The 17,888-nt window shown below is 73.2% G+C and carries 21 protein-coding genes; 9 read left to right on the forward strand and 12 right to left on the reverse strand.

Going from position 1 to position 17,888, the window contains the following annotated elements:
* Positions 1-27: 27 nt before the first annotated feature.
* The 6 genes from NP064_RS09605 to infC all read right to left on the reverse strand — a co-directional run bounded on the left by NP064_RS09605 (position 28) and on the right by infC (position 3,978).
* Entirely contained in the window at positions 28-564 is a 537-nt protein-coding gene (locus tag NP064_RS09605; RefSeq protein ID WP_227570881.1) for a GNAT family N-acetyltransferase, read from the reverse strand.
* Positions 565-692: 128 nt separating this feature from the next.
* A complete protein-coding gene (thpR, locus tag NP064_RS09610) occupies positions 693-1,304 on the reverse strand; it encodes an RNA 2',3'-cyclic phosphodiesterase (RefSeq protein WP_227570882.1) in 612 nt (203 codons plus the stop codon).
* Between the two features lie 49 nt (positions 1,305-1,353).
* Entirely contained in the window at positions 1,354-2,181 is an 828-nt protein-coding gene (locus tag NP064_RS09615) for a TrmH family RNA methyltransferase (protein ID WP_227570883.1), read from the reverse strand.
* Positions 2,182-2,215: 34 nt separating this feature from the next.
* A complete protein-coding gene (gene rplT, locus NP064_RS09620; RefSeq protein ID WP_227570884.1) occupies positions 2,216-2,599 on the reverse strand; it encodes a 50S ribosomal protein L20 in 384 nt (127 codons plus the stop codon).
* 61 nt (positions 2,600-2,660) lie between these two features.
* Complete coding sequence (gene rpmI / locus NP064_RS09625; protein WP_227570885.1) at positions 2,661-2,855, reverse strand: 50S ribosomal protein L35; 195 nt, start codon at positions 2,853-2,855, stop codon at positions 2,661-2,663.
* A gap of 91 nt (positions 2,856-2,946) precedes the next feature.
* Positions 2,947-3,978 (reverse strand): translation initiation factor IF-3, encoded by a 1,032-nt coding sequence (gene infC, locus NP064_RS09630; RefSeq protein ID WP_227570886.1) that lies wholly within the window; start codon positions 3,976-3,978, stop codon positions 2,947-2,949.
* 370 nt (positions 3,979-4,348) lie between these two features.
* Here infC and NP064_RS09635 point away from each other — a divergent pair, with 370 nt between their 5' ends.
* The 6 genes from NP064_RS09635 to NP064_RS09660 all read left to right on the forward strand — a co-directional run bounded on the left by NP064_RS09635 (position 4,349) and on the right by NP064_RS09660 (position 9,094).
* Positions 4,349-4,765: a Fur family transcriptional regulator gene (locus NP064_RS09635; RefSeq protein WP_227570887.1), complete on the forward strand. Its 417-nt coding sequence runs from the start codon at positions 4,349-4,351 to the stop codon at positions 4,763-4,765.
* Between the two features lie 83 nt (positions 4,766-4,848).
* Complete coding sequence (locus NP064_RS09640) at positions 4,849-6,354, forward strand: catalase (RefSeq protein ID WP_227570888.1); 1,506 nt, start codon at positions 4,849-4,851, stop codon at positions 6,352-6,354.
* Positions 6,355-6,430: 76 nt separating this feature from the next.
* Positions 6,431-6,850, forward strand: a complete 420-nt coding sequence (locus NP064_RS09645) for a DUF1844 domain-containing protein (RefSeq protein ID WP_227570889.1) — start codon at positions 6,431-6,433, stop codon at positions 6,848-6,850.
* A 106-nt stretch (positions 6,851-6,956) separates the two neighbouring features.
* On the forward strand, positions 6,957-7,916 hold the full coding sequence (locus tag NP064_RS09650; protein ID WP_227570890.1) for a hypothetical protein: 960 nt from the start codon (positions 6,957-6,959) through the stop codon (positions 7,914-7,916).
* Positions 7,913-8,662, forward strand: coding sequence for a S1C family serine protease (locus NP064_RS09655; RefSeq protein WP_227570891.1), 750 nt, complete (start codon positions 7,913-7,915; stop codon positions 8,660-8,662). Before NP064_RS09650 ends, NP064_RS09655 begins: the two co-directional genes overlap by 4 nt.
* A gap of 30 nt (positions 8,663-8,692) precedes the next feature.
* Positions 8,693-9,094 (forward strand): spore germination protein GerW family protein, encoded by a 402-nt coding sequence (locus NP064_RS09660; protein WP_227570892.1) that lies wholly within the window; start codon positions 8,693-8,695, stop codon positions 9,092-9,094.
* On the opposite strand, the gene NP064_RS09665 is transcribed toward NP064_RS09660, so the two are convergent.
* From NP064_RS09665 to NP064_RS09690, 6 genes are all read right to left on the reverse strand, one after another.
* The gene (locus NP064_RS09665) at positions 9,095-9,838 is read right to left on the reverse strand and encodes an SseB family protein (protein ID WP_227570922.1); all 744 of its coding nucleotides are present in this window, start codon (positions 9,836-9,838) and stop codon (positions 9,095-9,097) included.
* 2 nt (positions 9,839-9,840) lie between these two features.
* Entirely contained in the window at positions 9,841-10,581 is a 741-nt protein-coding gene (gene priA / locus NP064_RS09670) for a bifunctional 1-(5-phosphoribosyl)-5-((5-phosphoribosylamino)methylideneamino)imidazole-4-carboxamide isomerase/phosphoribosylanthranilate isomerase PriA (RefSeq protein ID WP_227570893.1), read from the reverse strand.
* An 81-nt stretch (positions 10,582-10,662) separates the two neighbouring features.
* Positions 10,663-11,310, reverse strand: a complete 648-nt coding sequence (gene hisH / locus NP064_RS09675; RefSeq protein ID WP_227570894.1) for an imidazole glycerol phosphate synthase subunit HisH — start codon at positions 11,308-11,310, stop codon at positions 10,663-10,665.
* 59 nt (positions 11,311-11,369) lie between these two features.
* A complete protein-coding gene (locus NP064_RS09680; protein ID WP_227570895.1) occupies positions 11,370-11,927 on the reverse strand; it encodes a hypothetical protein in 558 nt (185 codons plus the stop codon).
* Positions 11,924-12,544, reverse strand: a complete 621-nt coding sequence (gene hisB, locus NP064_RS09685; RefSeq protein WP_227570896.1) for an imidazoleglycerol-phosphate dehydratase HisB — start codon at positions 12,542-12,544, stop codon at positions 11,924-11,926. The genes NP064_RS09680 and hisB overlap by 4 nt, the downstream gene beginning before the upstream one ends.
* Positions 12,541-13,656 carry a histidinol-phosphate transaminase gene (locus NP064_RS09690; protein WP_227570897.1) on the reverse strand — a complete coding sequence of 372 codons (1,116 nt, stop codon included), beginning with the start codon at positions 13,654-13,656 and terminating at the stop codon, positions 12,541-12,543. Before NP064_RS09690 ends, hisB begins: the two co-directional genes overlap by 4 nt.
* A 318-nt stretch (positions 13,657-13,974) precedes the next feature.
* Here NP064_RS09690 and NP064_RS09695 point away from each other — a divergent pair, with 318 nt between their 5' ends.
* The 3 genes from NP064_RS09695 (at position 13,975) to NP064_RS09705 (ending at position 17,885) form a co-directional block, all read left to right on the forward strand.
* Complete coding sequence (locus NP064_RS09695) at positions 13,975-14,610, forward strand: DUF6318 family protein (protein ID WP_227570898.1); 636 nt, start codon at positions 13,975-13,977, stop codon at positions 14,608-14,610.
* Between the two features lie 67 nt (positions 14,611-14,677).
* Positions 14,678-15,538: a PKD domain-containing protein gene (locus NP064_RS09700; protein WP_227570899.1), complete on the forward strand. Its 861-nt coding sequence runs from the start codon at positions 14,678-14,680 to the stop codon at positions 15,536-15,538.
* A gap of 103 nt (positions 15,539-15,641) precedes the next feature.
* On the forward strand, positions 15,642-17,885 hold the full coding sequence (locus NP064_RS09705; protein WP_227570900.1) for a DEAD/DEAH box helicase: 2,244 nt from the start codon (positions 15,642-15,644) through the stop codon (positions 17,883-17,885).
* Positions 17,886-17,888: the final 3 nt, after the last annotated feature.

Below are 17,888 nucleotides of genomic sequence, written 5' to 3' on the forward strand. Positions count from 1 at the left end.
GCCACACGACGACGAGGACTGACCGCGTTAGCCGTCAGCGGCGGGGTTGAGCACCTGGTGCATCACGTGGTCCTGCCAGGCGCCTGCGATCCTGAGGTACCGCGGCGCGAGCCCGTACCGGACGAAGCCGTTGCGCGCGAGCACCCGCTGCGACGCGGCGTTGTGCGGCAGCGTCTCCGCTTGGACGCGGTGCAGCCCCAGCTCCGTGAACGCGACGTCCAGGAGCTCCCCCACGGAGGCCGTCGCGAGGCCGCGGCCGTTGTGCTCCGCGGCGACCCAGTAGCTCAAGGCACACGACTGCAGTGCGCCCCGGACGACGCCGGCAAGGGTGGCCCGGCCCACCACACGGCCGTCGTGGACGATGACATGCGCCCGACCCAGGCCGGCGCCCTGCGCCTCGAGGGCATGGCGCACCACTTCACGCTGACCTTCCAGCGTGAAGTACGACTCGTCGCGGACGGGCTCCCAGGGTGCGAGGAAGGCGCGGTTGGCCTGCAGGACGTCGACGAGCGCTGGCGCGTCGTCGAGGTCGATCGGGCGCGTCACATGGGCGGTGAGGGTCACGCACGTCACTGTCCCAGATCTCCCCCGCGTCTGGCCGCGGCGCCGGCGCACGTGCCCCTCAGGCCCCCTTAGGCCGCTGTCAGGCCCGGGCGGCGAGGCCGCGAAGCACAGCCGTGGGCCGTCTCGACCTAGCGCGCCAGCGCGATCGACTCGAGCGCCGTGTAGAGGGGGCCGCCCGCGCGCCCGGCCCCCGGCTGGGAGCGCAGCAGCATCACCTCGTCGACCTGCCAGGCCGGGCCGTCGTACAACGACAGGGCGTGCACGAGCGCCGCGGCGTCGGGCGCGTCAGCCGCCGGTCGCCGGCGGCCTCGCTGGCGCCCGGCGGCCGGCGCGATCCGGCCGACCGTCATGTGCGGTCGGGAGCGCACCCGGGTGTCCGCCCGCGCGCCGACCGGCTCCCCCGCCCGCCCGGCGGCGTCGATCACCGTGTGCATGCCCTCGACCTCGCCCGAGACGCCGACCCACAGCGTCCGGTGCGCGAACACCCCCGCGCCACGCAGCCGCAGCTCGAACGGGCGCACGCCCCCCAGCGCGCCCCGCAACGACTCGGCGAGCAGGTCCACGGCGCCGTCCGACACCTCGCCGTAGAAGGCTGCCGTCAGGTGCCGGTTCTCCGGCGCCGTCCAGCGCAGTCCCACAGGCGGCGGGACGTGCCCTTGCGCGTCCTGCACGACGCGCAGCGCCAGGTCGAGGTGGTGGAGCACGCGCTCCGGGGGGCGGACGGCCGCGAACAGTCGCATCGCACCACCATGGCGCACCCGCGAGCGGCGCGCCGAGCCCTACGGGAGGTCAGCGCTGCGCGCGGGAGCTGGCGTACAGGCACACGGTGGCGGCGGTCGCCAGGTTCAGCGACTCCGCGCGCCCCCGGATCGGGACCCGCACCGCCGCGTCCGCCAGCTCGCGGTCGGTCGGGAGGAGGCCCCAGGCCTCGTTGCCGAACAGCCAGGCCGTGGGGGTGCGCAGGTCGGGGACCCCGGCCGGCGCCCCGCCGGCGGCCGCGTCCTGCAGGTCGTCGAGATCGTGCTCGCCGCTGCCGTCCGCCGCCAGGACCAGCAGGCCCTCGGCGCGGAGCCGCTCGAGCGTGGGCGCGAGCGCGACGCCCGCCACGACCGGCAGATGGAACAGGGAACCGGCGGTGGACCGGACGGCCTTGGGGTTGAGCGGGTCCACGCTCTCCCCTGCGAGCACCACCGCGTCGGCCCCGGCGGCGTCGGCCGCCCGGATCACGGTGCCCGCGTTCCCGGGGTCGCGGACGTTGGCGAGGACCGCGACCAGCCGGGGTGCGCCGCGGAACAGCTCGTCGAGGGTGGTGGGGCGTCGCTCGAGGACGGCGACGACGCCCTGCGCGTCGGCGGACATGGCCTCGAGCACCTCGGGCGTGCCGAGCCGCACCGGCAGTCCAGCCGCCTGCGCGTCCCGGACGATCTCGTCGTAACGCTGCGCGGCGGCCTCGGTCAGGTACACGTCGCGGACCTGGCCGGCCGCGAACCGCACGGCCTCGCGCACCGACTGCGGTCCCTCGACGAGGAACCGGCCGGTGCGCTGACGCACGGAACGCCCGGCCAACGCTCGAACCGCCTTGACCCGCTCAGCGCGGGGGTTAGCGAGCTCGGGCATCAACCGGGCGTCCGTCGGTGCAGCAGTCAGCGTGTCACGCAGCGGAAGGCGCGTTCACGTCGGCCGGAAGAGCAGCCTTGGCTGCGGCGACCAGCGTGTTGAAGGCCTGCGCGTCGTTGACCGCGAGGTCGGCGAGCACGCGGCGGTCGACCTCGATGCCGGCGAGCTTCAGGCCCTGGATCAGGCGGTTGTACGTGAGGCCCTGCTCACGCGAGGCCGCGTTGATGCGCTGGATCCACAGCTTGCGGAAGTCTCCCTTGCGGGCCTTGCGGTCCCGGTAGGAGTAGACGAGGGAGTGGGTGACCTGCTCCTTCGCCTTGCGGTACAGGCGCGAGCGCTGGCCGCGGTAACCGCTGGCGCGCTCGAGGGTAGTGCGGCGCTTCTTCTGGGCGTTGACCGCCCGCTTCACGCGTGCCACGTGATGCTCCTTGCGTGTCGGGGCTCGCAGGTGACTCCGGGGCGCTCACGCGCCCACAGGATCACTTGCCGAGCAGCTTCTTGATCTTGGGGACGTCAGCAGCAGAGACGACGACGTCGCCGGCGATACGCCGGGTCCGACGGCTCGACTTGTGCTCGAGCAGGTGACGGCCGTTGGCCTGCTCACGCATGAGCTTGCCGCTGCCGGTGACCCGGAAACGCTTCTTGGCACCGGAGTGCGTCTTGTTCTTCGGCATGGCTGCCGCTCTCTCCTTGTCGTCGCATCGCGCGGGGTGGCGCGACTCGTTGGCGCGGGGGTCCGAAGGAGGACCCCCGTCCCTCGTTCGGTCAGGCTGTGGTTCCCGACTGTCCCGGACGAGCGGACGGCGAGGGCTTCGCCGCCGGCTTGGCCGGACCGGGCCGGGGGGCAGGGCGGGGCGCAGCAGGCTTCGCTGCGCTCGGTGCGGGTCGAGCCGCGGGCCGGGGGGCCGGAGCGGCAGCCGCCGGGGCCTCGGTGTCCGCGGCCGGAGCCTTGGGCGCCGCCGCCTTGGCGGCAGGCTTGGCGGCAGCCGGCTTGGGCTCGACGGGCGCCTCGACGTCCGCGGGTGCGGGCGTCGCGGCCTTGGCCGGGGCGGCAGCCTTCGCCGGGGCCTCGGCCTGAGCCGGGGCAGCGGCCTCGACGGGAGCCGGGGCGGCCTCGACCGATGCCGGAGCAGCCTCGACGGGAGCCGGGGCGGCCGCAGGAGCCGGAGCCGAGGACGGGGCCTCAGATTCGCCCTGCTCGTCGCGCGGCTTCGTCTGCTGCGCCGCGCGGCGCTGCTCGCTCTTCTGCTCAGCCTTCTTCTTGGTGGGCCCGAGCACCATGATCATGTTGCGGCCGTCCTGCTTCGGCGAGCTCTCGATGAAGCCGAGCTCGGCGACGTCGGCTGCGAGCCGCTGGAGCAGGCGGATGCCCATCTCCGGGCGCGACTGCTCGCGACCGCGGAACATGATCATGACCTTGACCTTGTCGCCCGCCTTGAGGAACCGCTCGACGTGGCCCTTCTTGGTGCCGTAGTCGTGCGGGTCGATCTTCAGGCGGAAACGAATCTCCTTGAGAATCGTGTTCGTCTGGTTGCGCCGGGCCTCACGGGCCTTCATGTCTGCTTCGTACTTGAACTTGCCGTAGTCCATGATCTTGCAGACCGGGGGGCGGGCGTCCGGGGCCACCTCGACGAGGTCGAGATCGGCATCCTGGGCCAGGCGCAGTGCGTCTTCCACGCGGACGATGCCGACCTGCTCGCCGTTGGGGCCGACCAGGCGGACCTCGGCGACGCGGATCCGATCGTTGATGCGGGGCTCGCTGATGTGGTGCTCCTCGGGTTTCGTCGTGGAGATCACCAGGAACGGGAAAGGCCCCCGAACCTGGGCACAGGTGGGGGCCTCGAAGTCCGGAGCCGCTAGCACGTGACGCGACGAGCGTCTCGCACGACGGCGGACAAGCACGACCGCGAGGCCGTGCTCTCCGGACCAGGACCTGGCCTCTGTCGTCGATCAAAAATCGAGCGGTCGAAACTCAGGTGGGAGGTGACTCCACTTGTGCACCCGGGCCGGCGCGCTCGTTCGAGCGACGTTCGACCCAGGTCAGTCAAGGCATGACTCTAACAGATGACCTGCGGGGGGCCGCAACGCGGCGGGACCCCACCCCGGGCAGCAACTCAGAATGAATCAAAGATTGGATTCGTTCCAGAAAACCCGCTAGGGTGTTGCCATGACGACGGCCACCTCCGAGCAGCAACTGCGGGACAACGGCCTCCGGGTCACCGCGACGCGACTCGCGGCGCTCGAGGCCCTCGCGCAGCACCCCCACGCCGACGCGGACGCCGTCCTGACTGAGGTACGCGCCTCGTTGGGCACCGTGTCCGTGCAAGCCGTCTACGACGTGCTGCACGCCCTCACCGACGCGGGCCTGGTCCGGCAGATCGAGCCCGCGGGACACCCGGCGCGCTACGAGCGGCGGACCGGGGACAACCACCACCACGTCGTGTGCCGGTCCTGCGGAGCGATCGACGACGTCGACTGCGCGGTCGGCCACGCTCCCTGCCTGATCCCGAGCTCGACGTCCGGGTTCACGGTCGAGAGCGCCGAGGTCACCTTCTGGGGCCTGTGCCCGGACTGCCAGCACTGAGCACAGCGCCCGCCCCCATCGACCCCTGCCACCGGCAGGGGGAGCACTCACCCCGGCCCGCCCGGGACAGCGAGAGGAACCGCATGTCGAACGTCCCCCCCACCACCACCAACTCGGGCGCTCCCGTCGCGTCGGACGCGCACTCGCAGACCGTCGGCGCCGACGGCCCGATCGTCCTGCACGACCACTACCTGGTGGAGAAGCTCGCGCAGTTCAACCGCGAGCGCGTTCCGGAGCGCGTCGTGCACGCCAAGGGCGGCGGGGCTTTCGGCACGTTCACCACCACTGAGGACGTCAGCCGCTACACCCGCGCGGCGCTGTTCCAGCCCGGCGTGACCACCGAGGTGCTGCAGCGGTTCTCCACGGTCGCCGGCGAGCAGGGCTCCCCCGACACGTGGCGCGACCCCCGCGGCTTCGCGCTGAAGTTCTACACGACCGAGGGCAACTACGACCTGGTCGGCAACAACACCCCCGTCTTCTTCATCCGCGACGGCATCAAGTTCCCCGACTTCATCCACTCGCAGAAGCGCCTGCCGGGCTCGCACCTGCGCGACAACGACATGCAGTGGGACTTCTGGAGCCTGTCCCCCGAGTCGGCGCACCAGGTGACGTGGCTCATGGGCGACCGCGGCATCCCGGCCTCGTGGCGGCACATGGACGGGTTCGGCTCGCACACCTACCAGTGGATCAACGCCGAGGGCGAGCGCTTCTGGGTGAAGTACCACTTCATCACCGACCAGGGCATCAAGAACTTCAGCAACGACGAGGCCGCGCAGCTCGCCGGCTCCGACGCCGACGTGCACATCCGCGACCTGTACGAGGCCATCGAGGGCGGCGACTTCCCGTCCTGGACGCTGTCCGTCCAGGTCATGCCGTACGAGGACGCGAAGTCGTACCGCTTCAACCCGTTCGACCTGACGAAGGTGTGGCCGCACGCCGACTACCCGCTGATCAAGGTCGGGACGCTCGAGCTCAACCGGAACCCGGAGAACTACTTCGCGGAGATCGAGCAGGCGACGTTCGCGCCCAGCAACTTCGTCCCCGGCATCGCGGCGAGCCCGGACAAGATGCTGCTTGCCCGCATCTTCTCCTACGCCGACGCGCACCGGTACCGCGTGGGCACCAACCACGCGCAGCTGCCGGTCAACGCCCCGCACGCCGCCCCGGTGCACTCGTACTCGCAGGACGGCGCCATGCGCACCGGCTTCAACTCGGCCAGCACCCCGGTGTACGCGCCGAACTCGGTGGGCGGCCCCGCGGCCCACGCCGACGTCGCCGCCGAGTCGCGCGGCTGGGAGTCGGACGGCGACCTGGTCCGCACCGCGGCCACGCTCCACGCCGAGGACGACGACTTCGGCCAGGCAGGCACGCTCTACCGTGACGTCTTCGACGACGCGGCCCGGGCGCGCTTCCTCGAGACGATCACCGGCCACGTCGGCGGTGTGAAGAACGAGGCGATCCGCGAGCGCGCCATCCAGTACTGGACGAACGTGGACGCGAGCCTCGGCTCCGCCCTGCGGGCGAACCTCGCCGGTGTCGCGCCGATCGAGACCGGCACCCCGGCCACTGCGACGGTCCCGGCCGTCTGACGCACGACCTGCTCCACCCGAGGGCCCCGCACCGCGCCGGTGCGGGGCCCTCGGCGCGAGATGAGAGGATCGCCGCATGTCCGAGCACGACGAGCACACGCCCGCCCCGGTGTCCGCGCAGTCCGAGCCTCAGGGCGCACGCCATGCCCACGACGACCCGGGCGCCGCGGTCCGCGACATCGCCGACGTCGCCGCGGTCGAGGTCATCACCACAGCGGCCGTCCACCTGATGAGCGCCGCGGCCGTCAAGTGCGGGCTCGCCGAGGACCTGCCCGGCTCTCCCGCGTCCGACCACCTGGACCTCGACGAGGCGCGCAAGCTCATCACCGCGCTGGCCGCCCTGGTGACCGCCTCCGCCCCGGACATCGGCAACCAGCACGCGCGCGCGCTGCGCGACGGCCTGCGATCCCTGCAGCTCGCCTTCCGGGAGGCGTCGCCCTTCCCGGACGCCCCGGGCGACGGGCCCGGCGAGAAGTTCACCGGCGCGGTGAGCTGACCGGTCCAGGAACAGCCGCCAGCACGCCCGACGGCAGGCCGGGGACGCCGGTCCGACGCGCGATTCCCGCGGCACGGCGCCCCGCCCTCCCCCTATCCTGTGCTGCGTGACGAGCCACCTAGGGACCGACGAGGGCGACCTCAGCGACTCCGATCCTGCTGAGGCACGTCTCGGCGGGACCGCGGACGCCCGCGACCGGGCCGCCGAGCCGGCCGCCGCACCGGTGGACCAGCCGGCCCCCGAGGTCGGCGACTCGGCGCAGGAACGGCTGCAACGCCTCGCCGCGCCGCTGTCCGGCCCGGTGGCGCCGGAGCCCGAGCCGCCCGGGCCTGTTCTTGCTCCCGCGGCGACGCACCGCGCGCCAGCGCCGAGCGTCACGGCGCCTGTCGTCCCTCCCTCCCCCGCCCCGACGTTGTTCATGCCTGGCCCCCTCCCTCCCGGGTACGCGCCCTCGGGCCACGGCGCCCTCGCGATGCCGGACGGCGCCCCCCGCGCGGGCTTCGCCGCCTCCGCCCCGGCGCCGCTGCCCGCCTCCCTCTCCCTCGCGGACGTCGCCCCTCGGCGCCGGCGCCAGTGGGCGATGATCGTCATCCCCCTGGTGCTCGCCCTGCTGATCGCATTGAGCACCTACCTGCTGGTGACCGCGCGCGCGCTGGAGAGTCGCAACGCCGAGTGGGAGCAGGTGGCCCGGTCGACCGGGCAGGACCTGGCGAAGGCCCGCGACGACCTGGCTGGAGCCCTCGCCGAGCTGGACGGCACCCGGGCGCAGCTGGACGCCGCCCAGACGCGCATCACCGAGCTCGCCGACGAGAAGGCCCAGCTCGGCGACGACCGGGAAGTGCAGCAGCGTCTCGTGGACTTCCAGTCGAAGGTCTCCGACGCGGCGCGCAACGTCACGTCGGCGCTGACCTCCTGCGTCGACGGGCAGAACAAGCTCATCACCTACCTGCAAGACTCCGCCTCGTACGACCCCGCGGACCTCGCGCGCTTCCGCGCGGACGTCACCCGGGTCTGCGACTCGGCGACCGACGCCAACAAGGCGCTGCAGGAGGTGCTGACCCGGTGACGACCCGCCGCGCGACTCCGCTCCGGGCCGCCGGCGCGGCGCTCGCCGTCGTCCTGGCGGCTGGATGCGGGGTGCTGCCCTCCCCGCCCGGGCCCATGCCGACCGACATCGTCCCGTCGCACGCCCCCATCGCCGCGCCCACCCAGACCGGGAACCTGTCGGTCGACGGGTTCGACGCGGCGCAGCGGATGGCGGTCCGGATCCGCAACATCGGCTGCTCGTCGTTGTCGACGGGTTCGGGCTTCGCCATCGACGAGTCGACGTTGATCACCAACCGGCACGTCGTCGCAGACTCGGACGACCTGCAGGTCAGCACGTACGACGGTCGCGACATCGCGGTGACGGCGGCGAGTATCGCCGGACTGGCCGACCTGGCGGTGGTGCGCACGGCGCAGCCGTTGCCGGCCGCCCCGGTGCTGGCGGAGTCCGATCCCGCCCCCGGCGACCCGGTGACCGTGGTGGGCTACCCGCTCGGCGGGCAGCTCACGGTCACCAGCGGCCAGGTCATCGGCACCACCACCGATCCCCTCAACGAGAACCTCGGCGAGGTGCTCATCACGGACGCCCCGGTGGAGCCGGGAAGCTCCGGGTCGGCGGCGCTCGACTCCGAGGGCCGCGTGATCGGGGTGGTCTACGCCAAGAACTCGACGGGGATGAGCTTCGTGGTGCCGGTCAGCACACTGCGCGCGATGCTTGCTGACGACACCTCGTTCGTCGAGTCGACGTCGTGCACCACCACATCCTGAGCCCAGAGCCCGAGGAACACAGGAGACGCCATGCCGCAGGACCGTGACTTCGACCCGTCGGGCGTGACCCAGGCGGTGAGCGACACCCTCAACGTGGACCGTGTCTTCGGGGAGCCCTACGAGCACGCCGGGACGACCGTCATCCCCGTGGCCCGCATCGTCGGCGGCACCGGATCGGGATTCGGCTCGGGCAACCGGGGCGAGGGGCACGGCGAGGACGGCGGCCGTCCCGACGCGGGCGGGCAGGGCGGCGGCGGCGGCTACGCCGCGCAGGTCAAGCCGCTCGGCGTCTACGTGGTCGACGGCGAGGGCGTGCACTGGCGCCCCGCCCTGGACCTCAACCGGGTGATCCTCGGCGGGCAGATCGTCGCCGCGGTGACTGTCACCGTGGTGGGCGCGTCCTGGGTCCTGGGGCGCCTGCGCCGGCGCTGATCAGCCGGCCGACCGGAGCCGCAACTCAAGCGAGTCGACCCGCTCCGTCACGACGTCGTCGCTGGCCAGGGCGGTGTTGACCTGCGCGAGCACAGCGTCCAGATGCGCCCTGTCGAGCCCGGGGACGAGTGTGAGCACGGCGGCGATCTCCGCGCGGCGGCCCGGCTCGGCGTCCGACGCCCGGACCTCCGGGATGCCGGCGAGCGCGGTCGTCACCGCCGCCCGCACGACGGGATCCACCTCGGGGCCGCCCGACGACACCCGCACCGCGGGCTCCCACCCCCGTTGCTGGGCGAGCGCCCACACGGCGGGGCGGGGCACCAGCACGGTGACCGGCCCGCCGGGGTCCAGCACCAGGAGCTCCCATCCCTCGCTCACGGCGGAGAGCGCCGCGCGCGCGATCTCGGAGGGGACAGGCCGCGCGTCGGCCCGCCACGCTGCCATGCTCGCCACGGAGGAGAACACGGGCAGCGCGGTGCGGCCGTCGGGCGCCTGCAGGGCCACGATCCCCGCGGAGGCCTCCTTGTCGACGGTGTGCTCCCGCCCGTCGTGCTCGACCACGTCTGCGGCCTCGAGCTCGGCCAGCACGGGGACCAGCACGCGCGTGCCGGCCAGCGCGTCCACGACGTCGGCGACGGGGCTCGAGCCCCGGGAGTGCGCGTCGAGGACGGCCGCCAGTCGGGCGTCGCAGGTCCCGTCGTCCCCGGCGAACGGCGACGACGGTGGCAGCTCTCGGCCGACCATGGTCACGGCCGCCCGGCGACGTCCAGGGCCTGGGGCAGCGTGAAGGCTCCCGCGTAGAGCGCCTTGCCCACGATCGCGCCCTCGACGCCCAGCGGCACGAGAGTCCGCAGCGCCTCGATGTCGGCGAGGCTCGAGACACCGCCCGAGGCCACGACCGGCGCGTTCGTGCGCTGGCAGACCTCGCGCAGCAGCTCGATGTTCGGGCCGCGCAGCGTGCCGTCCTTCGTCACGTCGGTCAGCACGTAGCGGGCGCAGCCGGCCTCGTCGAGGCGCGCCAGGACCTCCCACAGGTCACCGCCCTCCTTCGTCCAGCCACGCGCCGCGAGCGTCGTGCCGCGCACGTCGAGGCCGACGGCGATCGCCGCGCCATGGCTGGCGATGACTTTGGCGGTCCACTCCGGGTCCTCGAGCGCCGCGGTGCCGAGGTTGACCCGCGTGGCGCCGGTCGCCAGGGCGCGCTCGAGGGAGGCGTCGTCACGGATCCCGCCCGAGAGCTCGACCTTGACGCCCTTGCCGGCGAGGTCCGCGGCGACCTCCGCGAGCAGCGGCGCGTTCGAGCCGCGGCCGAACGCGGCGTCGAGGTCCACCAGGTGGATCCACTCGGCCCCACCAGCGTGCCAGTCGAGGGCGGCGGCGAGCGGGTCGCCATAACCCGTCTCCGAGCCGGCGGCGCCCTGGACCAGGCGCACGGCCTGCCCATCGGCGACGTCGACGGCGGGCAGCAGCTCCAGGCGGTCGGTCATGATGTCCTCTCTCGGCGGCGCGCGCGGCGCCGCGTTGCAGGGCCCTCGAGGGGCCGGTCGATCAGATCGTCGGCGACGCGCTCAGCGCAGCGAGGCGACCCAGTTGCGCAGCAGCCCTGCGCCCGCGTCCCCCGACTTCTCCGGGTGGAACTGCGTCGCGCACAGCGGGCCGTTCTCGACGGCCGCCACGAACCGGCCGCCGTGCTCGGACCACGTGACCAGGGGGCGGGCGAACCGCTGCGCGTCCACGGACTCGGCGAGCGGGAAGGAACGCGCCGCGTACGAGTGGACGAAGTAGAACCGCTCGTCCTCGAGCCCGGCGAAGAGGGTGGACCCGGCGGGCACGTCCACGGTCGACCAGCCCATGTGGGGCACGACCTCGGCCTCCAGGCGGTCCACGACCCCGGGCCACTCGCCGAGCCCGTCTGCCCGCACGCCGTGCTCGTCACCGGAGTCGAACATGACCTGCATGCCCACGCAGATCCCCAGCACAGGCCGTCCGCCCGCGAGGCGGCGGTCGACGATCTGGTCCCCGTGGACCTCACGCAGCCCGTTCATGCAGGCGGCGAAGGCGCCGACCCCGGGCACGACGAGGCCGTCGGCCTCGGCGGCCGCATGGGGGTCGGCAGTGAGCTCGACCTGGGCGCCGACCCGCTCCAGCGCACGCACGGCGGAGCGCACGTTGCCGAAGCCGTAGTCGAGGACGACGACGCGAGACTGGCTGGGCACCGGCCCAGGTTACCCGGCGGCGCGCGACCTCTGGCGCGGTGTCCAGCGCACGCCCGAGGTCAGCCCCGGCGGATGTCCTTGGCGGCCGCAGCGAGCAGGCGCATCGCCTTCCACCGGGACATCCCCACGCTGGTGACAGGGTTCTCGGCGTCGTCGATCGTCAGCGTGCCCAGCAGCAGCTGCTCGAGCACCGCGGGCGCGTCCGACAGCACGAGTCCGGGCGGCAGCTCGTCCCCCTGCACGCCATGGGTCCAGTGGGTGGCGCTGATCCGGCCCGCGCGCCGCACCAGGAGCACCACTGGCGCCCCCTTGAGCATTGTGGACAGCGCGCCCGCGCCGGCCGGGCCTGCGGCCGGATCGCGCAGGACCGCGACCGCGCCGACCGGCGTGAAGATCGCGTCGGCGTCGACCTTGGACAACGCGCACGCGGCGGCCAGCGCCTCGGCGCCGGCCACCTGCGTGACGACCAGCGCGACCTGCGGCCGCTCCTCCTGCGGAGCGGCGTCCGGCTGGGCCGCCTCGCCGAGGCCCTCGAGCGAGGACAGGTCGTCAGGGACCGAGAAGCCGTCCGGCAGGTCGTCGTCGCCAGTAGGCCGGGGCGTGCCGTCCACGCTCACAGCGCCCCCTTCGTGCTCGGGATGCCCTCGACGCGCGGGTCCGGCTGCACCGCGAACCGCAGGGCACGCGCCAAGGCCTTGAACTGCGCCTCGACGATGTGGTGCGGGTCCCGCCCAGCCAAGACCCGCATGTGGACGCAGATCCCGGCGTGGTGCGCGATGGACTCCAGGACGTGACGCGTGAGCGACCCGGTGAAGTGCCCGCCGATCAGGTGGTACTCCTGGCCGGCCGGCTCTCCCTCGTGCACCAGGTAGGGGCGTCCGGACACGTCGACGACCGCCTGCGCGAGCGCCTCGTCCAGCGGAACCAGGGCGTCGCCGAAGCGGGAGATCCCCTTCTTGTCGCCGAGCGCCACCCGCAGCGCCTCGCCGATCGCGATGGCGACGTCCTCGACGGTGTGGTGCGCGTCGATGTGCGTGTCGCCCGTCGCCTTGACGGTGAGGTCGATCAAGGAGTGCTTGCCGAGCGCGGTGAGCATGTGGTCGTAGAAGCCGACGGTGGTCGAGATGTCCGTCGTTCCCGTGCCGTCGAGGTCGAGCTCGACGAGCACGCTCGACTCGCTCGTGGTCCGCTCGATGCGCGCCGTCCGCGCCGAGCGGTCAGCCGTCGTGGTCACAGTCCTGCCACCTCCACCAGGGCGTCCTTGAACGCCGTCATGTCCTCCGGCGTGCCGATCGACACGCGCAGCCACCCCTCGGGTCCCGTCTCGCGGATCAGCACCCCGCGGTCGAGCAGACCCTGCCAGATCGCGTGACGGTCGTCGAACACCCCGAAGAGGACGAAGTTCGCGTCGGACTCGGCGACCCGCAGCCCGCGGTCCCGCAGCCACTCGACCAGCGCGTCGCGCTCTGCCCGCAGCGACCCGATCTGCGCCATGAGGGCGGGCGCGTGTCGCAACGCCGCCCGGGCAACCGCCTGGGTCACCGCCGACAGGTGATAGGGCAGTCGGACCACGCGGAGCGCGTCGACCAGCGCAGGCGCGGCGGCGAGGTAGCCGACCCGGGCGCCGGCCAGGCCGAAGGCCTTCGACATGGTGCGGGACACGACCAGGTGGGGACGGTCCGCGAGCAGGTGCAGCGCGGAGCGCACTCCTTCCCGGCGGAACTCCCCGTACGCCTCGTCGACCACGACCACGCAGCCGCCGGGGACGTCGGCCGCGGCGTCGAGGATGACCTCGAGCGTCCGGGCAGGCAGCGCAGTGCCGGTCGGGTTGTTGGGGCTGGCGAGCAGGACCACGGACGGGGCCTCCGCGGCGATCAGCGCCGCCGCGGCCTGCGGGTCGATCGTGAAGTCCTCGGCCCTGCGGCCGACGACCCACCGCGTGCTCGTGTCCCGCGCATATTCCGGGTACATGGAGTAGGTCGGCGCGAACGACAGCGCCGTGCGCCCGGGACCGCCGAACGCCTGCAGCAGGTGCAGCATGATCTCGTTCGAGCCGTTCGCCGCCCAGATCTGGTCCTCGGCCAGCTCGACGCCCGACTCGACGGCTAGGTAGCCGGCCAGGTCGGCCCGCAGCGCGCGGAAGTCCCGGTCGGGATACCGGTTCAGACCTGCCGCGGCCTCCGCCACGTCATGGGCGATGTCGGCGACGACGTCCACGGACGGCGCGTACGGGTTCTCGTTCACGTTGAGCAGGTGCGGCACGTCGAGCTGCGGCGCGCCGTACGGCTCGAGCCCGACGAGCTCGGCGCGCAGCGGCAGCGAGGGACGGGCTAGGTCAGAAGTCACGGAGCGAGTCTAGATTCCCGGCCGGGAAGGCCACTCCCGCGCGCCTCTGATGAGACGCGCGCCACCCCGCGCAGATCATGACCAAGGTCCCACCCGCGATCCCCCGCCCTGTGCCTAGCCTCGTAGTGCGGCCGCGCGACCACTCCCCCTTTCGCGCCTGCCGCCTGACGACGAGGTCAGCAGATGCCCGTCCGCTCTCCCCCCGCGCGGACGGGCATCCGCCTTTCTAGGGAACCCGCCGCGGTTCTGGGTTCCCCGTGTCCACAGACGGAGACCGCGGGGTGACCGAGTTGTCATGTTCTCGCTAGGTTCACGGGCATGACCCAGCCGCCGCGCCCGCACACCCACGACCGCGACGGGCGGCGACGGGCGCGCCCCGGCCCTCTGGCGAGCACAGCGATCGTCACCGCCCTCGCACTCGCCGGGTGCGCCGCCGAGGGCGCCGAACCCCCGCGCACGCCCACGGCGACCTCGGCAGTCGGCACGCCCATCCCTGAGCCCACACCGGGCCCGACCCAGTCCGCCAAGCCAGAGCGCCCGGCGGCGATGGACGCGACCACAGACGGAGCATTGGAGTTCGCCACTTACGCGCTGGCGCTGTACCCATACGTCCATAACACCGGAGACCTTGCCGATTGGCGCGCACTGAGCCATCCCGAGTGCAAGTTCTGTGCCAATGTGGTCGCGGACGTCGAGAACTTGCTCGCAAAGGGCAATCACAATGAAGGCGGAGAGGTGACCATCCTCACCGCAAGTGCGCTGGAATTGAATCCCGGGCATAGTTTCAGCGCCGAGATGGACGTGGCACAGGCCGAGTTTCGTGAAGTTGACGGATTAGGAGACCTCGTCGGCGAACCGGTGCCCGCTGACAACCTGCGGCTGGTCTTCTCGCTCTTCTATGAGGGCGGAGTATGGCTCATACGCGGTGTCGAAGCTGTGACGCCCAGTGCTTAGGTTCGCCCAGTTCGCAGTCTTCGGCCTGATCGCGCTGATTCCCCTCGCGGGCCATCACGTGTTGCCAGTGGCTAGCACCTCAGACCCGAAGGGCGGGCTCCGCGCCGACGCGATCGATGAGTCCATTAATCTCAACGCGAAGCAAGCCGCCGGAGCAGCTGCGGCGCATGCGGCGGCGCGGGCGGCGGGTGACCCGGCGGCGGCGTTGCGCGAGTACGCCCGCATGGAGCAATGCGAGGGTCCCGGATACGTCTACCCGGCGACCCTTGGCTCCTGCCCCGGCGCCGACGGCGCGGTCCCCCTGCCCGACTGCGCCGGCTTCCCGGCCCTGGCGCACCTGTGGACACGCACCCGCCCTAGCCCCGAGGCCCCGTGGGGCCCGTGGAGCAAGATCGCCGACGCGTCCTGCCCCCAAGACCTCCTGCCGCCCTTCACCGCCGAGGACTTCCGCCGCCTGCCCCTGGCTCCCACCACCACGGCACTGCACCCGAACACTCCACACCTGCTCACCGGCCTGGGCGTGGTCGCCACCGCCGACCCCGCCACCCAAGAGCTCGCCGCCACCCTGCTCGACTTCCCGATCACGGTGCGCGCCACGCCGACCCACTACACCTGGGACTTCGGCGACGGCGCCGCCCCGGTGACCACCACCCACCCCGGCAGCCCTTTCCCTCCCGACTCGCGCGTCCCCACCGGCTCCTTCCCTCCGGGCGTCATCGGCCACCCCTTCCCCCGGCCCGGCGCCTACTCGATCACCCTGACCACCACCTGGGCGGGCGAGTACCAGATCGCCGGCGCCACCACGTGGCTCCCGGTCAACGGCACCGCGACCACCACCACGACCCACACCCCCGTGACCGTCCACGAGTCCCGCTCCCACCTGGTGGCCGACACCTGCCATGACAACCCCGCCGCCCCCGGCTGCTGACCCCGCCCACCCGAACCCGCACCGCCGCCACCCCGGAGCAGCGTCGGGTGGCTCGGCTGGGGCACGGCCCACCGCGTCGAGCAGTCCCGCCTACCATCAGGGGATGTCCCCCAGCGCGTCGTCCCCCTCCGCCGGCGCGGCCCCCGGCTCCACGCACGGTCCCCGCGAGGCACTGCGCGAGCAGGCCGAGGCCGCGCTCCGCGCGCTCGTCGGGCGGGAGGACGCCCGGCTGCGAGACGACCAGTGGGTGGCGATCGAGGCACTGGTGGCGGACCGACGACGGGCTCTCGTGGTGCAGCGCACCGGCTGGGGCAAGTCGGCGGTGTACTTCGTCGCCACCGCGCTGCTGAGGTCCGGGGCGGCGGGCGCCACCCCGTCCGGGCCCACCGTGATCATCTCCCCGCTGCTGGCGCTGATGCGCAACCAGGTCGCCGCCGCGGAGCGCGCGGGGATCCGCGCGGAGACGATCAACTCCTCGAACGTGACCGAGTGGGCCGACGTGCAGGCGCGGGTGCGCGCCGGTGAGGTCGACGTCCTTCTCGTCTCCCCGGAGCGGCTGAACAACCCGGGCTTCCGCGACGAGGTGCTGCCGCGGCTCGCCGCGGACGCCGGTCTCGTCGTGGTCGACGAGGCGCACTGCATCTCGGACTGGGGCCACGACTTCCGGCCCGACTACCGCCGGATCCGCACGCTGCTGGCCGACCTCCCGTCGGGGATCCCGGTGCTCGCCACCACGGCGACCGCGAACGCGCGGGTGACCGACGACGTCGCGGAGCAGCTGGCCGTGAGCGGTGACGACAGTGGCCACACCGGAGCGGAGGCCCTCGCCGATGTGCTGGTGCTCCGCGGCCCGCTGGACCGCGAGAGCCTGCACCTCTCGGTGGCCGAGCTGCCCGACAGCTCCGCGCAGCTCGCCTGGCTGGCGCACAACCTGCCGCGGATCGACGGCTCGGGCATCGTGTACTGCCTGACGGTGGCCGCTGCGCAGCAGGTGACGGAGTACCTGCGTGGCGTCGGCCTGGACGTGCGGGCCTACACGGGGCAGACAGACACCGCCGAGCGGCAAGCGGCTGAAGCGGACCTGCTGGCGAACCGCGTCAAGGCGCTCGTCGCGACCTCGGCCCTCGGCATGGGGTTCGACAAGGGCGACCTGGCGTTCGTCGTGCACCTGGGCGCGCCGTCCTCCCCGATCGCCTACTACCAGCAGGTGGGGCGTGCGGGACGAGCCACGCAGCACGCCGAGGTCGTCCTGCTGCCTGGCCGCGAGGACCGTGCGATCTGGGACTACTTCGCGTCGATGGCCTTCCCGCCGGAGTCCGAGGTCAGGGCGGCGCTGGCTGCTCTGGAGAGCCGGGGGACGCTCTCGACTCCGGCGCTTGAGACCCATGTGACCCTCCGCCGCGCGCGCCTCGAGCTCATGCTCAAGGTGCTCGACGTCGACGGCGCCGTGCGGCGAGTGCGCGGCGGGTGGGAGGCCACGGGCCAGCCGTGGTCTTACGACGCCGAGCGGTACGAGCGGGTCAGCGCCGCCCGGCGCGCGGAGCAGCAGGCGATGGTCGACTACGTCCGCGGCGACGGGTGCAGGATGGCCTTCCTGCGGCGGGCGCTCGACGACCCCGAGCTCCCCGACGGGTGGCGGTGCGGGCGGTGCGACCGGTGCGGCGGGGCGAGCGCCGGTGTCGTCCCGGATGCCGCAGAGGTGGCTGGCGCCCGGGAGCGGCTCGCGGTGCCCGGGGTCGAGGTCGAGCCCCGCACCATGTGGCCCTCCGGCATGGCGTCGCTCGGAATCGAGCTGAGCGGGCGGATCGCCGCGGGCGACCGGGCCGAGACGGGCCGCGCGGTGGCCCGGCTGGACGGGATCGGCTGGGGCGGCCTGCTGCGCGACCTGTTCGCCCCGGCGCCTGGGGGCACGCCGCACGAGACGGCGACTGCCGACGTCCTCCCGGCCCCGTTGCGGCAGCCCGTGCTGGAGGTCCTCGCGGCGTGGACGCCCGAGCCCTCGCCCGCGGGCATCGTCGTCGTCGAGTCGACGAGCCGCCCGGGCCTGCTCCGCCACCTGGCCGACGGCGTGTCCCGTCAGCTCGGCATCCCGGTGGTCGGCTCGCTGCGGCCGGTGGGCGGGTCGCCCGCGGCGCGCCACGACGTGAACTCGGCGCAACGGCTGGCCGGGGTGGTGCGCCGCCTGGAGCTGGACCTGTCCCCCGCGGCGGCGGCCGGCCTGCCGGGACGCTCGGTGCTGCTGCTCGACGACCGCACCGACTCGGGGTGGACGCTCACCGTGGGCGCCCGCCTGCTCCGACAGGCAGGCGCCTCAGCGGTGTTCCCGTTCGTCCTCGGGATCGGTTGAACG

The sequence above is a fragment of the Cellulomonas chengniuliangii genome (assembly GCF_024508335.1).
Classification (GTDB): domain Bacteria; phylum Actinomycetota; class Actinomycetes; order Actinomycetales; family Cellulomonadaceae; genus Cellulomonas_A; species Cellulomonas_A chengniuliangii.

Coding starts and splice junctions, on each gene's coding strand:
- thpR (WP_227570882.1), bottom strand. CDS start 1,304: ATGCGACTGTTCGCGGCCGTCCGCCCCCCGGAGCGCGTGCTCCACCAC.
- NP064_RS09615 (WP_227570883.1), bottom strand. CDS start 2,181: ATGCCCGAGCTCGCTAACCCCCGCGCTGAGCGGGTCAAGGCGGTTCGA.
- rpmI (WP_227570885.1), bottom strand. CDS start 2,855: ATGCCGAAGAACAAGACGCACTCCGGTGCCAAGAAGCGTTTCCGGGTC.
- NP064_RS09635 (WP_227570887.1), top strand. CDS start 4,349: ATGACGACGGCCACCTCCGAGCAGCAACTGCGGGACAACGGCCTCCGG.
- NP064_RS09640 (WP_227570888.1), top strand. CDS start 4,849: ATGTCGAACGTCCCCCCCACCACCACCAACTCGGGCGCTCCCGTCGCG.
- NP064_RS09645 (WP_227570889.1), top strand. CDS start 6,431: ATGTCCGAGCACGACGAGCACACGCCCGCCCCGGTGTCCGCGCAGTCC.
- NP064_RS09660 (WP_227570892.1), top strand. CDS start 8,693: ATGCCGCAGGACCGTGACTTCGACCCGTCGGGCGTGACCCAGGCGGTG.
- NP064_RS09665 (WP_227570922.1), bottom strand. CDS start 9,838: ATGGTCGGCCGAGAGCTGCCACCGTCGTCGCCGTTCGCCGGGGACGAC.
- priA (WP_227570893.1), bottom strand. CDS start 10,581: ATGACCGACCGCCTGGAGCTGCTGCCCGCCGTCGACGTCGCCGATGGG.
- NP064_RS09695 (WP_227570898.1), top strand. CDS start 13,975: ATGACCCAGCCGCCGCGCCCGCACACCCACGACCGCGACGGGCGGCGA.
- NP064_RS09705 (WP_227570900.1), top strand. CDS start 15,642: ATGTCCCCCAGCGCGTCGTCCCCCTCCGCCGGCGCGGCCCCCGGCTCC.